The 14,174-nt window shown below is 71.6% G+C and carries 12 protein-coding genes; all 12 read left to right on the top strand.

Features of this window, described 5'->3' with window-relative positions:
* Positions 1-230 precede the first annotated feature (230 nt).
* The 12 genes from AB0F38_RS20395 (at position 231) to shc (ending at position 14,174) form a co-directional block, all read left to right on the top strand.
* Complete coding sequence (locus AB0F38_RS20395; RefSeq protein ID WP_361895469.1) at positions 231-2,006, top strand: DUF5941 domain-containing protein; 1,776 nt, start codon at positions 231-233, stop codon at positions 2,004-2,006.
* Positions 2,003-2,740 carry a phosphocholine cytidylyltransferase family protein gene (locus AB0F38_RS20390; RefSeq protein WP_361895011.1) on the top strand — a complete coding sequence of 246 codons (738 nt, stop codon included), beginning with the start codon at positions 2,003-2,005 and terminating at the stop codon, positions 2,738-2,740. The genes AB0F38_RS20395 and AB0F38_RS20390 overlap by 4 nt, the downstream gene beginning before the upstream one ends.
* Positions 2,728-3,789, top strand: coding sequence for an iron-containing alcohol dehydrogenase family protein (locus tag AB0F38_RS20385; protein WP_361895008.1), 1,062 nt, complete (start codon positions 2,728-2,730; stop codon positions 3,787-3,789). Before AB0F38_RS20390 ends, AB0F38_RS20385 begins: the two co-directional genes overlap by 13 nt.
* Positions 3,767-4,546: a CDP-alcohol phosphatidyltransferase family protein gene (locus AB0F38_RS20380; RefSeq protein ID WP_361895005.1), complete on the top strand. Its 780-nt coding sequence runs from the start codon at positions 3,767-3,769 to the stop codon at positions 4,544-4,546. The genes AB0F38_RS20385 and AB0F38_RS20380 overlap by 23 nt, the downstream gene beginning before the upstream one ends.
* Before the next feature lie 8 nt (positions 4,547-4,554).
* Positions 4,555-5,427, top strand: a complete 873-nt coding sequence (locus AB0F38_RS20375; RefSeq protein ID WP_361895002.1) for a glycosyltransferase — start codon at positions 4,555-4,557, stop codon at positions 5,425-5,427.
* A 107-nt stretch (positions 5,428-5,534) separates the two neighbouring features.
* The gene (locus AB0F38_RS20370) at positions 5,535-6,464 is read left to right on the top strand and encodes an ABC transporter permease (protein WP_361894999.1); all 930 of its coding nucleotides are present in this window, start codon (positions 5,535-5,537) and stop codon (positions 6,462-6,464) included.
* The gene (locus AB0F38_RS20365) at positions 6,457-7,242 is read left to right on the top strand and encodes an ABC transporter ATP-binding protein (protein ID WP_361894996.1); all 786 of its coding nucleotides are present in this window, start codon (positions 6,457-6,459) and stop codon (positions 7,240-7,242) included. The genes AB0F38_RS20370 and AB0F38_RS20365 overlap by 8 nt, the downstream gene beginning before the upstream one ends.
* Before the next feature lie 394 nt (positions 7,243-7,636).
* Positions 7,637-8,551 (top strand): squalene synthase HpnC, encoded by a 915-nt coding sequence (gene hpnC / locus AB0F38_RS20360; protein ID WP_361894993.1) that lies wholly within the window; start codon positions 7,637-7,639, stop codon positions 8,549-8,551.
* A 29-nt stretch (positions 8,552-8,580) separates the two neighbouring features.
* Positions 8,581-9,501 (top strand): presqualene diphosphate synthase HpnD, encoded by a 921-nt coding sequence (gene hpnD / locus AB0F38_RS20355; protein WP_361894990.1) that lies wholly within the window; start codon positions 8,581-8,583, stop codon positions 9,499-9,501.
* An 85-nt stretch (positions 9,502-9,586) separates the two neighbouring features.
* A complete protein-coding gene (gene hpnE / locus AB0F38_RS20350; protein WP_361894987.1) occupies positions 9,587-10,975 on the top strand; it encodes a hydroxysqualene dehydroxylase HpnE in 1,389 nt (462 codons plus the stop codon).
* On the top strand, positions 10,972-12,075 hold the full coding sequence (locus AB0F38_RS20345; protein WP_361894984.1) for a polyprenyl synthetase family protein: 1,104 nt from the start codon (positions 10,972-10,974) through the stop codon (positions 12,073-12,075). Before hpnE ends, AB0F38_RS20345 begins: the two co-directional genes overlap by 4 nt.
* Before the next feature lie 104 nt (positions 12,076-12,179).
* On the top strand, positions 12,180-14,174 hold the full coding sequence (gene shc / locus AB0F38_RS20340; RefSeq protein WP_361894981.1) for a squalene--hopene cyclase: 1,995 nt from the start codon (positions 12,180-12,182) through the stop codon (positions 14,172-14,174).

Below are 14,174 nucleotides of genomic sequence, written 5' to 3'. Positions count from 1 at the left end.
ACGATGATGATCGCGAACGGCGCCGCATCATGGCCGCTTCACCCGAACGGAGCACAAACGGTCGGTGAACTCGGCCTTCCGTTCATCCGATAGCCTCAGCCGATGTGCCGCGGGCCCGACTCCGGGCCGCACTGTCGCGCGCCGTTCCCGTCAGCACCAAGGAGTGAGTTCGTCTGTCGACCGCCATCCTCACCGGTGCGCCGGTACCCGGATCGTCGCTCGAGGACGATCTGCGGTCACTCGGCTTCGACGTAAGGGCCGCCACCGACGCGGCCGAGGCCGCCGAACTGCTCGCGGCGGTCCCCGCGAGCCAGCGCGTCGCGCTCGTCGATCCCCGCTTCGTCGGCCACGTCCATGCCCTCAGGCTGGGACTGACCGACCCCCGCTTCGCCGCCGCCACCGTCCCCGGAGCGCTCACCGCGCAGCCCGGGGCGCGGGCCGCGCTGCTCCGCGCCCTGCGCGGGGCCGTGGGCGCGGTCGGCGCGGAGAGCCCCGTCGCGTCCCCGGTCCCCGAACCCCTCGCCGAGGACCGCACGGTGCCCGGCCGCCTCGCCGTGGCCCTGGACGCCGAAGGCACCGCCGTGCAGCGCCCCGAGCTCGGCTCGCTCACCGCCGCGGTACCCACCGGCCCCGAGGAGCGGGGAGCCGCACAGGCCGCCGTCGCCGCGGTGGACGACGAGGCGGTACGGCTGCGCAGCGCCGTGAAGGCCCACGACGGGTTCTTCACCACGTACTTCATCAGCCCGTACTCCCGCTACATCGCCCGCTGGTGCGCCCGCCGGGGCCTCACCCCGAACCAGGTCACCACCGCCTCGCTGATCACCGCCCTGATCGCGGCCGGCAGCGCGGCGACGGGCACCCGAGGCGGTTACGTCGCGGCCGGCGTACTCCTGCTCCTCTCCTTCGTCCTGGACTGCACCGACGGGCAGCTCGCCCGCTACTCGCTGCAGTACTCGACGATGGGCGCCTGGCTGGACGCCACCTTCGACCGGGCCAAGGAGTACGCGTACTACGCGGGCCTCGCCCTGGGCGCCGCCCGCGGTGGCGACGACGTATGGGTCCTCGCACTCGGCGCGATGGTGCTCCAGGCCTGCCGCCATGTCGTCGACTTCTCGTTCAACGAGGCCAACCACGACGCGGTCTCCAACACAAGCCCCACCGCCGCGCTCTCCGACAGGCTCGACAGCGTCGGCTGGACGGTCTGGCTGCGCCGGATGATAGTGCTGCCCATCGGTGAACGCTGGGCCATGATCGCCGTGCTGACCGCGCTGACCACGCCCCGGATCGTCTTCTACGCCCTCCTCGTCGGCTGCGCCCTGGCCGCCTGCTACACCACGGCCGGCCGGCTGCTCCGCTCGCTGACCCGCAAGGCGCAGCGCACCGACCGGGCGGCGGGAGCGCTGGCCGACCTCGCCGACTCGGGACCGCTCGCGCAGGCCGTCGCCGCCGTGGTCCGCCGCCCGGGCGGCGGCTTCACCGCCCCGCTGCTGGCCTTCGCCGGAGCCCTGGTGCTGATCGCCGCCGCCCTGTTCACGCCCTACGGCAGCTGGCTGACCGTCGGCGCGGCAGCGGTGTACGCGGTCGTCTCCGGCCTCGCCGTCTCGCGGCCGCTCAAGGGCGCGCTCGACTGGCTGGTGCCCCCGGTCTTCCGGGCCGCGGAGTACTGCACGGTCCTCGTCCTGGCGGCCCGCAGCGACGTGCCGCACGCCGTTCCCGCGGCATTCGGCCTCGTTTCGGCCGTCGCCTACCATCACTACGACACGGTCTACCGCATCCGAGGCGGTACCGGCGCCCCGCCCCGGTGGCTGGTGCGCACCATCGGCGGGCACGAGGGCCGGACCCTGGTCGTGGCCGTACTCGCCGCCGTACTGACCGGAGCCTCAGCTCTCACCACGGCTCTGACCGCGCTCGCGGCCGCCGTGGCTCTGGTGGTGCTCGTGGAGTCCATCCGCTTCTGGGTGTCCTCCTCGGCCCCCGCCGTACACGACGAAGGAGAACTCGCATGATCGGCCTCGTACTGGCTGCCGGTGCCGGACGCCGTCTGCGTCCCTACACGGACACCCTGCCCAAGGCCCTGGTGCCCGTGGACGGCGAGAAGACGGTCCTCGACCTGACGCTGGCCAACTTCGCCGAGGTCGGACTCACCGAGGTCGCGGTCGTCGTCGGCTACCGCAAGGAAGCGGTCTACGCCCGCAAGGCCGAGTTCGAGGCCACGTACGGCGTGAAGCTGACGCTCATCGACAACGACAAGGCCGAGGAGTGGAACAACGCCTACTCCCTCTGGTGCGCCCGTGAAGTCCTGAAGCAGGGCGTCATCCTCGCCAACGGCGACACCGTGCACCCGGTCTCCGTCGAGAAGACCCTGCTGGAGGCCCGCGGTGAGGGCCAGAAGATCATCCTCGCCCTCGACACGGTGAAGAACCTCGCCGACGAGGAGATGAAGGTCATCACGGACGGCGCCAAGGGCGTGCGGCGCATCACCAAGCTGATGGACCCGGCCACCGCGACCGGCGAGTACATCGGCGTCACGCTGATCGAGCCCGAGGCCGCCGAGGAGCTCGCCGACGCGTTGAGGACCACCTTCGAGCGCGACCCCGACCTGTACTACGAGGACGGCTACCAGGAGCTCGTGAACCGCGGCTTCACCGTGGACGTGGCCCCCATCGGTGAGGTGACCTGGGTCGAGATCGACAACCACGACGACCTCGCCCGCGGCAGGGAGATCGCGTGCCGGTACTGACCCGCCTCATCCCGTCCCCGGTCGTCGTCGACATCCGGCGCGGCGCGATGGACGACCTGGCCGGTCTCCTCGCCGACCAGCGGATCTCCGCCTCGGGCAAGCTCGCCATCGCGATCAGCGAAGGATCCGGGCTCGCCCTGCGCGAGAGGCTCGCCCCGGTGCTGCCCGGGGCGGACTGGTACCCGGTCGCCGACGGCACGATCGACTCCGCGGTACGGCTCGCCGACGGCATCAAGGGCAACCGCTACGACGCCGTCGTCGGCCTCGGCGGCGGGAAGATCATCGACGTGGCGAAGTACGCCGCGGCGCGGGTCGGCATGCCCATGGTCGCCGTCGCGACGAACCTGTCCCACGACGGGCTCTGCTCCCCGGTCGCGACCCTGGACAACGACAACGGGCGCGGCTCCTACGGGGTCCCCACCCCGATCGCCGTCGTGATCGACCTCGACGTGATCCGCGAGGCCCCCGCGCGCTACGTGCGCTCGGGCATCGGGGACGCGGTCTCCAACATCTCCTGCGTCGCCGACTGGGAGCTCGCCCACGAGATCCAGGGCGAGGAGATCGACGGTCTCGCCGCGGCCATGGCCCGGCAGGCGGGCGAAGCGGTGCTGCGCCACCCCGGCGGGGTCGGCGACGACGCCTTCCTCAAGGTGCTGGCCGAGGGCCTCGTCCTGACCGGCATCTCGATGTCGGTCGCCGGCGACTCCCGGCCCGCCTCGGGCGGCTGCCACGAGATCAACCACGCCTTCGACCTGCTGTACCCGAAGCGCGCGGCCAGCCACGGCGAGCAGGTCGGCCTCGGCGCCTGCTTCGCCATGCACCTGCGGGGCGCCCGCGAGGAGGCGCTGCACATGGCGTCCGTACTGCGGCGCCACGGGCTGCCGGTGCTGCCCGGCGAGATCGGCTTCACCACCGACGAGTTCGTACGGGCCGTCGAATACGCCCCGCAGACGCGCCCGGGACGCTTCACGATCCTGGAACACCTCAACCTGTCCACCGACCAGATCAGGGACGCGTACGCCGACTATGCAAAAGCCATCCATAGCTGAACTCCGCCCGGTCGTGCACCCTCCGGGCGTGAAGGACCGGCGCAGTGGCGAGCACTGGGCGGGCCGTCTCTACATGCGCGAGATCTCGCTGCGCATCACCCGGCGCCTGGTGACCACGAAGATCACACCCAACCAGCTGACCTATGTGATGACCGTCGCCGGCGTGCTCGCGGCGCCCGCCCTGCTGGTCCCGGGCATCCCCGGGGCCCTGCTCGGCGTGCTCGCGGTCCAGCTCTATCTGCTGTTCGACTGCGTCGACGGCGAAGTGGCCCGCTGGAAGAAGCAGTTCTCGCTGGGCGGGGTCTATCTGGACCGGGTGGCCGCCTATCTGTGCGACGCCGCGGTGCTGGTCGGCTTCGGCCTGCGTGCCGCCGACCTGTGGGGCCCGGGACGCGTCGACTGGCTGTGGGCCTTCCTGGGCACGCTGGCCGCGCTCGGCGCCATCCTGATCAAGGCCGAGACCGACCTCGTCGGGGTCGCCCGTCACCAGGGCGGGCTGCCGCCCGTCAAGGAGGCCGCGTCCGAGCCGCGTTCCTCCGGTATGGCGTTCGCCCGACGGATGGCCGGCGCGCTCAAGTTCCACCGGCTGATCCTCGGCATCGAGGCGTCGCTGGTCATCCTGGTGGTCGCCGTCCTCGACACGGTCAGGGACGACCTCTTCTTCAGCCGTCTCGCGGTCGCCGTCCTGGCCGGCATCGCCCTTCTCCAGACCGTCCTGCACCTGGTGTCGATCCTGGCGTCCAGCAGGCTGAAGTGAGCTCTCCCATGAAAATCGGCGCAGTCATCATCACCATGGGCAACCGGCCCGACGAACTGCGTGCCCTGCTCGATTCGGTCGCCGGGCAGGACGGCGACCGGATCGAGGTGGTCGTCGTCGGCAACGGCGCCCCGGTCCCCGACGTGCCCGCGGGCGTGCGGACCGTGGAACTGCCCGAGAATCTGGGCATCCCCGGCGGACGCAACGTCGGCATCGAGGCGTTCGGCGCCTCCGGCACCGACGTGGACGCGCTGCTGTTCCTCGACGACGACGGGCTGCTGCCGAACAAGGACACCGCCGAGCTGTGCCGGCAGGCGTTCTCCGCGGACCCCGAGCTCGGCATCATCACCTTCCGCATCGCCGATCCGGACACCGGGGTCACCCAGCGCCGGCACGTGCCGCGGTTGCGTGCGGCCGACCCGATGCGCTCGTCCCGTGTGACGACGTTCCTCGGCGGGGCGAACGCCGTGCGGACCCAGGTGATCGCCGAGGTCGGCCCGCTCCCCGACGACTTCTTCTACGCGCACGAGGAGACCGACCTCGCCTGGCGTGCCCTGGACGCCGGCTGGATGATCGACTACCGCGCGGACATGGTGCTCAACCACCCCACCACCGCCCCCTCGCGGCACGCGGTCTACCACCGCATGGTGGCCCGCAACCGGGTCTGGCTGGCCCGCCGGAACCTGCCCGCACCGCTGGTACCCGTGTACGTCGGGGTCTGGCTGCTGCTGACGCTCGTCCGCAAGCCCTCCCTGCCCGCGCTGAGGGCGTGGTTCGGAGGTTTCCGGGAAGGCTGGTCGAAACCCTGCGGACCCCGGCGCCCCATGAGGTGGCGTACGGTATGGCGGCTGACCAGACTGGGCCGACCGCCTGTGATCTGAGAGGCTCTCCTCTGAGACCATGAGCCCTGTTCGTTGTGTACGGGGACCTGTCCGCCTCGGCCGCACCCGCGTCCGGCTGCGCATCGTGAAGACGAGAGTTCTTACCTGTGAGTGATACGACCCACGACGGCGGCATTGCGCTGAGCAGCCCGCCGTCCGCCGACGAGGGGCTGAGTGCCTCCCGGCTGGCCGCCAAGTACGGCTTGACGGTGAGCGGCGCCAGGCCCGGGCTGCTGGCGTACATCCGGCAGCTCTGGGGCCGCCGGCACTTCATCCTGGCGTTCTCCAGGGCCAAGCTGACCGCGCAGTACAGCCAGGCCAAGCTCGGCCAGCTGTGGCAGGTCGCCACCCCGCTGCTGAACGCCCTGGTCTACTTCCTGATCTTCGGGCTCATCCTGGGCACCAGCAGGGGGATGAGCCAGGAGGTCTTCGTCCCGTTCCTGGTCACGGGCGTCTTCGTCTTCACCTTCACGCAGAGCTCGGTCATGGCGGGGGTGCGGTCCATCGCCGGCAACCTCGGCCTGGTCCGTGCCCTGCACTTCCCCCGGGCCTCGCTGCCCGTCTCGTTCTCGCTCCAGCAGCTCCAGCAGCTGCTGTACTCGATGATCGTGCTGTTCGCCGTGGCGATCGGCTTCGGCAGCTATCCCAGGCTCTCCTGGCTGCTGATCGTCCCGGCACTGGCCCTGCAGTTCGTGTTCAACACCGGCCTGGCGCTGGTCATGGCCCGGCTGGGCAGCAAGACCCCGGACCTCGCGCAGCTGATGCCGTTCGTCATGCGTACCTGGATGTACGCCTCGGGCGTCATGTTCTCCATCCCGGTGATGCTGGCCGACAAGCCGCAGTGGATCGCGGATGTGCTGCAGTACAACCCGGCGGCCATCTACATGGACCTGGTCCGCTTCGCGCTCATCGACGGCTACGGCTCCGAGAACCTGCCGCAGCACGTCTGGGCCGTCGGGCTCGCCTGGGCGCTCCTGGTGGGCGTCCTGGGCTTCGTGTACTTCTGGAAGGCAGAGGAACGGTACGGCCGTGGCTGAGGAATCGTCCCAGGGACACATCCCCACCGTGATCGCCGACGACGTACACATCGTGTACCGGGTCAACGGCACGGGGGGCGGCAAGGGCAGCGCCACCGCGGCGCTCAGCCGGATCATGCGCCGCGGCAAGGGCGAGCCGCGCGGCGTCCGCACGGTGCACGCGGTGCGGGGGGTCTCCTTCACCGCCTACCGGGGCCAGGCGATCGGCCTCATCGGCACCAACGGCTCGGGCAAGTCCACCCTGCTCCGGGCCATCGCCGGACTGCTGCCGACCGAGCGCGGCAAGGTGTACACGGACGGCCAGCCGTCGCTGCTGGGGGTCAACGCCGCGCTGATGAGCGACCTGACCGGGGAGCGCAACGTCGTGCTCGGCGGTCTCGCGATGGGAATGAGCCGCGAGGAGATCCGCTCGCGGTACCAGGACATCGTGGACTTCTCGGGGATCAACGAGAAGGGCGACTTCATCACGCTGCCCATGCGGACCTACTCCTCCGGCATGGCCGCGAGGCTGCGCTTCTCGATCGCGGCGGCCAAGAACCACGACGTCCTCATGATCGACGAGGCGCTGGCCACCGGCGACCGCAAGTTCCGGGTCCGCTCCGAGCAGCGGATCCGCGAGCTGCGCAAGGAGGCGGGCACCGTCTTCCTCGTCAGCCACAACAACAAGACGATCCGGGACACCTGCGACCGGGTGCTGTGGCTGGAGCGGGGGGAGCTCCTGATGGACGGCCCCACCGAAGAGGTGCTCAAGGCGTACGAGCGGGAGACCGGCAAGTAGGTCCGTCCGCTCCCGTGGCCCCTGCCGCAGTACGGCGGCCGGGGCCACTGCGGTGCGCGGCTCCGGCGGCATCTCCTCCCGTCGGATGACGTCAATGGCCAGGAATCCGGGGAAGGTTGACAGAGATTGAAGTGCTGTACCGGGGCGTGCCGCACCCCGGCGCGGCCCTGTGAGCTGTGCGACGTAAGCTGTACGGGAGCTGATTCGCGTCACTGTGGGGTGATACGCCCCCCGGCACATCACCCGTTGTGAGCCTGTCGCACTCGAGGCAGTGAGCGGCGTGTCCGAAAAGAGATGTTTTGGGTCAGCAGTGTAGAACGGGAGATATGACGGCAATGATGGAAAATCTCCAGCTCCGACGTGGTTTCGCCGTCCCCGCGTCGGGTGGTACGCAGTGACCCGTGCGCGGCAGGCGCGTACCGACGCCATCTCCACGCTCGACAAGGCCACGGACGAGAACTTTCCCGTGGCCCCCTTCTTCCTGCCCCGCGCCTGGCGCGACGACCTGATGGCGGTCTACGGCTTCGCCCGCCTCGTCGACGACATCGGTGACGGCGACCTCGCGCCGGGCGGCGCCGACGCCCGCCACCTCGGCGTCGGCCCAGGGAGCGCCGACGACCGGCCGGCGATGCTCGACGCCCTCGAGGACGATCTCCACCGAGTCTTCGTGGACAGCGCCGACGGCCCGCGTCACCCCCTGATGCGTGCACTGCGCCCCACCGTGCGGCGCTGCGCGCTCGCCCCCGAGCCCTTCCTCGGGCTCATCGAGGCCAACCGGCAGGACCAGAAGGTCCGCCGCTACGGGACGTACGAGGAGCTTCGCGCCTACTGCGAGCTCTCGGCCAACCCCGTCGGCCGCCTCGTCCTGCAGATCACCGGCACCGCGAGCCCCGAACGGATCCGCCGCTCCGACGCCGTCTGCACCGCGCTGCAGATCGCCGAGCACCTCCAGGACGTCGCCGAGGACCTCGCCCGGGACCGGATCTACCTGCCCGCGGACGACATGGCCCGCTTTCATGTCGCTGAATCCGACCTGGCCGTACCGTCCGCGGGCGCGTCCCTGCGCGCCCTGATCGCGTTCGAGGCGCAACGCGCCCATGACCTGCTGGACGAGGGCATCCCCTTGGTGGGCAGCGTCCGCGGCAGGCTCAAGCTCCTGCTCGCCGGATTCGTCGGCGGAGGGCGAGCCGCCCTCGCCGCGGTCTCCGCCGCGGGTTTCGACGTACTGCCCGGACCGCCCAAGCCCACCGCGCCGAGTCTGCTGCGCGAAGTGGGAGCCGTCCTGCGAAAAGCGCACAGAGAGGGGTGAGCCGGACCGTGGAGGGACAGACGACGTACATGTCGGCACCGGTACAGGCCGCGTACAGCTACTGCGAGGCCGTCACCGGACAGCAGGCCCGTAACTTCGCCTACGGCATCAGACTGCTGCCGTACGAGAAGCGGCAGGCCATGTCGGCGCTGTACGCCTTCTCCCGCCGCGTCGACGACATCGGCGACGGCGACCTGGCCCCGGAGACCAAGCGGACCCGGCTGGAGGACACCCGGCATCTGCTCGACCGGATCCGGGACGACGCGGTCGAGGAGGACGACACCGACCCGGTCGCCGTCGCGCTCGCCGACGCCACGCGCCGCTTCCCGCTGCCGCTCGGCGGCCTCGACGAGCTCATCGACGGCGTACTCATGGACGTGCGCGGCGAGAGCTACGAGACCTGGGACGACCTCAGGACCTACTGCCGGTGCGTCGCCGGAGCCATCGGACGGCTCAGCCTCGGCGTCTTCGGCACGGCACCGGGCGCACGCGGCGCCGACCGGGCCGCCGAGTACGCCGACACCCTCGGCCTGGCACTCCAGCTCACCAACATCCTGCGCGACGTCCGCGAGGACGCGGGCAACGGGCGCACCTACCTGCCCGCCGACGACCTCGCCAAGTTCGGCTGCTCCGCGGGGTTCCACCGCGCCACGCCGCCGCCCGGCTCCGACTTCGCCGGTCTGGTGCACTTCGAGGTCCGGCGCGCCCGCGCGCTGTTCGCCGAGGGTTACCGGCTGCTGCCGATGCTGGACCGGCGCAGCGGCGCCTGCGTGGCGGCCATGGCGGGCATCTACCGCCGGCTCCTCGACCGGATCGAGCGCGACCCCGAGGCCGTCCTGCGCGGCAGGGTATCGCTGCCCGGCCACGAGAAGGCGTACGTCGCGGTACGCGGCCTGTCGGGCCTCGACGCGCGGTACATCTCGCGCCGGACCGCCCGGGGGCGGGCCTGATGCGCCCGACGGACGGCACCGAGCGGGGAACCCCGCACCGGCCCCACGCGTCCCTGACTGCGACGGCACCACGGAAGGAGCACGCATGACCGGCCAGGACCCGCGCTCCTCGCGCGCGGTGGTCGTCGGCGGCGGGCTCGCCGGAGTGACGACCGCCCTCCGTCTCGCCGACGCCGGGCTCGACGTGACCCTGCTCGAAGGCCGCCCCCGGCTCGGCGGCCTCGCCTTCTCCTTCCGCCGTGGCGAGCTGTCCGTAGACAACGGCCAGCACGTGTTCCTCCGCTGCTGCACCGGCTACCGCTGGTTCCTGGACCGCATCGGAGGCACCCGCCTCGCCCCGCTGCAGGAACGCCTCGACGTGCCCGTACTCGACGTGGGACGGGCCGGGGGGCCGCGGCTCGGACGGCTGCGCCGCACCGGGCTGCCCGTGCCGCTGCACCTCGCCGGCGGACTCGCCGCCTACCCGCACCTCTCTGTCGCCGAGAAGGCGGGCGTCGCCCGCGCGGCACTCGCGCTGGGCCGCCTCGACCCTGCCGACCCCGCGCTCGACGGCATCGACTTCGCGACCTGGCTGCGCCGCCACGGGCAGTCGCAGCGCACCGTCGAAGCCCTCTGGGACCTCGTCGGCGTGGCCACGCTCAACGCGACGGCGCCGCATGCCTCCATGGCACTGGCCGCCATGGTCTTCAGGACGGGCCTGCTCTCCGAGCCCGGCGCCGCCGACATCGGCTGGGCAGCCGTGCCGCTCGGCGAGCTCCACGACACCCTCGCCCGCAGGGCGCTCGCATCGGCGGGCGTACGGATCCACGTACGCACCCGGGTCGGCTCCCTCACCCGCACCGAGGGCGGCCGATGGGCCGTCGGGACCGACGGCGAGCGGATCGAGGCCGACACCGTCGTCCTGGCCGTCCCCCAGGGCGAGGCCCACGGCCTCCTGCCGGAGGGGGCGCTCGACAACCCCGGCCGGCTCCTCGACCTCACCGACTCACCGATCCTCAACGTGCACGTCGTCTACGACCGCAAGGTGCTGCGCCGGCCGTTCTTCGCCGCGCTCGGCTCGCCCGTGCAGTGGGTCTTCGACCGCACCGCGACCTCCGGGCTCCAGGGCGGCGGACAGTACCTCGCCCTGTCCCAGTCCGCGGCCCAGGGCGAGATCGACCTGCCCGTCGCCGAGCTGCGCAGGCGCTACCTCCCCGAGCTGGAGAAGCTGCTCCCCGCCGCGCGCGGCGCGGGCATCCGCGACTTCTTCGTCACCCGGGAACGCGCCGCGACCTTCGCGCCCGCCCCGGGAGTGGGACGGCTGAGGCCGGGTGCGCACACCCGCGCCCCCGGACTCCACCTGGCAGGCGCGTGGACTGCCACCGGCTGGCCCGCCACGATGGAGGGTGCTGTCCGCAGCGGTTTCAGCGCCGCGGACGCCGCGCTCCACGCCCTCGGCCGGCCCCATGAACATCCGCTGCAGGAGGCGGCATGAGCAGTACCACCGGAACAAGAGGAGAGTCTGTGACCCCGGCGAATCCGGCTTCCGACACCGTGGCGGACACCACGGACGTCACCGCGCTTCTGGAGCGTGGAAGGGCCCTGTCAGCGCCGGTGCTGCGAGCTGCCGTGGACCGGCTGGCGCCGCCCATGGACACCGTCGCGGCCTACCACTTCGGCTGGATCGACGCCCACGGCCGGCCCGCCGACGGCGACGGCGGCAAGGCCGTGCGCCCCGCGCTCGCCCTGCTGTCCGCGGAAGCGGCGGGCGCTCCGGCCGAGGCCGGTATCCCCGGCGCGGTCGCCGTCGAACTCGTGCACAACTTCTCGCTGCTGCACGACGACCTGATGGACGGCGACGAGCAGCGCCGCCACCGCGACACCGTATGGAAGGTGCACGGACCGGCCCAGGCCATCCTCGTCGGCGACGCGCTCTTCGCGCTGGCCAACGAGATCCTGCTGGAGCTCGGCACCGTCGAGGCGGGCCGGGCGGCCCGTCGGCTGACCACCGCCACCCGCAAGCTCATCGACGGGCAGGCCCAGGACATCTCCTACGAGCACCGCGAGCGGGTCACCGTCGACGAGTGCCTGGAGATGGAGGGCAACAAGACCGGCGCGCTGCTCGCCTGTGCCGTGTCCATCGGAGCCGTGCTCGGCGGCGCCGACGACCGCACCGCCGACACCCTGGAGGCGTACGGCTACCACCTCGGCCTCGCCTTCCAGGCCGTCGACGACCTGCTCGGGATCTGGGGCGACCCGGAGTCCACGGGCAAGCAGACCTGGAGCGACCTGCGCCAGCGCAAGAAGTCCCTGCCCGTCGTCGCCGCACTCGCCGCGGGCGGACCGGCCTCCGCCCAGCTGGGCGAGCTGCTGGCCGCGGACGCCAAGAGCAGCGACTTCGCCAGCTTCTCCGAAGAGGAGTTCGCCGCACGCGCGGCACTCATCGAGGAGGCGGGCGGCCGCGAGTGGACCGCCCAGGAGGCCCGCCGACAGCACGCGGTAGCCATCGAGGCGCTGCACGGCGTCGACATGCCGGAACGGGTACGGGCGCAGCTCACCGCGCTCGCCGACTTCGTTGTCGTACGAAAGAGATGATCACCATTCTCATATGACTCGCAGTCGCCGGCGGGCGCCCGTAGTGGGCGCCCGCCGACGGAGACCCCAGCACAGCAGCGGACCAACTGCACGAAGGGGAAGCCATGACAGCGACGACCGACGGAAGCACCGGGGCCGCGGACCTCCGCGCAGGCCCGGTAAGTGATCCGACCGACACGACCATCGCCGCGGACGACGTGCTCGCCGTCGCGCGGCGGGCCGCGGAGCGCTCGGTGGAGCACCTCCTCGGCAGGCAGGACGAGCAGGGCTGGTGGAAGGGGGACCTCGCCACCAACGTCACGATGGACGCCGAGGACCTGTTGCTCCGTCAGTTCCTGGGAATCCAGGACCCGTCCACGGTGCAGGCGGCAGCCCGCTTCATCCGTGGCGAGCAGCTCGGCGACGGTACCTGGGCCACCTTCCACGGCGGGCCCGGCGACCTCTCCGCCACCATCGAGGGGTACGTGGCGCTCCGGCTGGCCGGAGACCGCCCGGACGACCCGCACATGATCCGCGCGGCCCGCTTCGTCAGGGACCGGGGAGGCGTCGCGGCAGCCCGGGTCTTCACCCGTATCTGGCTCGCGCTCTTCGGCTGGTGGAAGTGGGACGACCTGCCGGAGCTCCCGCCCGAGCTGATGTTCCTCCCGAAGTGGGTCCCGCTCAACATCTACGACTTCGGCTGCTGGGCGCGCCAGACCATCGTCCCGCTCACCGTCGTCTCCGCGAAGCGGCCCGTCCGCCCCGCCCCTTTCACCCTCGACGAGCTGCACACCGACCCGATGTGCCCGAACCCGCCGGGGCGCGCGGCTCCGGCGGTGAGCTGGGACGGTGTCTTCCAGCGGCTCGACAAGGCGCTGCACGCCTACCACAGGGTCGCCCCGCGCGGACTACGGCGCATCGCCATGAACGCCGCGGCCCGCTGGATCATCGAGCGCCAGGAGAACGACGGCTGCTGGGGCGGCATCCAGCCGCCCGCCGTCTACTCCGTCATCGCCCTGCACCTGCTGGGTTACGACCTCGACCACCCGGTGATGCGGGCCGGACTCGCCTCGCTCGACCGGTTCACCGTCCGGCGCGAGGACGGCGCCCGCATGGTCGAGGCCTGCCAGTCGCCGGTCTGGGACACCTGCCTCGCCACCATCGCCCTCGCCGACGCAGGACTGCGACCCGACCACCCGGCCCTCGTGAAGGCCGCCGACTGGATGCTCGGCGAGGAGATCGTACGCCCGGGCGACTGGTCGGTACGCAAGCCCCAACTGGCCCCCGGGGGATGGGCGTTCGAGTTCCACAACGACAACTACCCCGACATCGACGACACCGCCGAGGTCGTCCTCGCGCTGCGCCGCGTCCGCCACCCGGACCCCGGCCGGGTCGAGGCCGCCATCGAGCGCGGGGTGCGCTGGAACCTCGGCATGCAGTCCCGCAACGGGGCCTGGGGCGCCTTCGACGCGGACAACACCAGCCCTTTCCCCAACCGGCTGCCGTTCTGCGACTTCGGCGAGGTCATCGACCCGCCGTCGGCCGATGTCACCGGGCACGTGGTGGAGATGCTCGCCGTCGAGGGCCGGGCGAGCCACCCCCGTACCCGCCGGGGCATCGAGTGGCTGCTCGCCGAACAGGAGGCGAGCGGCGCGTGGTTCGGCCGATGGGGCGTCAACTACATCTACGGCACCGGTTCCGTGGTGCCCGCGCTGATCGCGGCCGGACTGCCTGCGGCGCATCCCTCGGTCCGGCGGGCCGTCCGCTGGCTGGAGTCCGTCCAGAACGACGACGGCGGCTGGGGCGAGGACCTGCGCTCCTACCAGGAGGAGAAGTGGATCGGACACGGCGCGTCGACCGCCTCCCAGACCGCCTGGGCACTCCTCGCGCTCCTGTCCGCCGGGGAGCGTGACAGCAGGGCCGTCGAGCGGGGCATCGGCTGGCTGGCGGGAACCCAGCAGGCCGACGGCTCCTGGGACGAGCCGTACTTCACCGGGACCGGCTTCCCCTGGGACTTCTCCATCAACTACCACCTCTACCGGCAGGTGTTCCCGCTCACCGCGCTCGGCCGGTACGTCTACGGCGATCCCTTTGCCACCGGAACCGGTAAGGGGGCCTGA

Source organism: Streptomyces sp. NPDC025273 (assembly GCF_040638585.1).
Classification (GTDB): domain Bacteria; phylum Actinomycetota; class Actinomycetes; order Streptomycetales; family Streptomycetaceae; genus Streptomyces; species Streptomyces cinereorectus.
This window is presented reverse-complemented; position numbering and strand designations above follow the sequence as displayed.

What these genes read in the sequence shown, in the direction of transcription:
- AB0F38_RS20390 (WP_361895011.1), top strand. Translation starts at nt 2,003, where the DNA reads ATGATCGGCCTCGTACTGGCTGCCGGTGCCGGACGCCGTCTGCGTCCC.
- shc (WP_361894981.1), top strand. Translation starts at nt 12,180, where the DNA reads ATGACAGCGACGACCGACGGAAGCACCGGGGCCGCGGACCTCCGCGCA.
- hpnD (WP_361894990.1), top strand. Translation starts at nt 8,581, where the DNA reads ATGTCGGCACCGGTACAGGCCGCGTACAGCTACTGCGAGGCCGTCACC.
- AB0F38_RS20375 (WP_361895002.1), top strand. Translation starts at nt 4,555, where the DNA reads ATGAAAATCGGCGCAGTCATCATCACCATGGGCAACCGGCCCGACGAA.
- AB0F38_RS20345 (WP_361894984.1), top strand. Translation starts at nt 10,972, where the DNA reads ATGAGCAGTACCACCGGAACAAGAGGAGAGTCTGTGACCCCGGCGAAT.
- hpnE (WP_361894987.1), top strand. Translation starts at nt 9,587, where the DNA reads ATGACCGGCCAGGACCCGCGCTCCTCGCGCGCGGTGGTCGTCGGCGGC.
- AB0F38_RS20380 (WP_361895005.1), top strand. Translation starts at nt 3,767, where the DNA reads ATGCAAAAGCCATCCATAGCTGAACTCCGCCCGGTCGTGCACCCTCCG.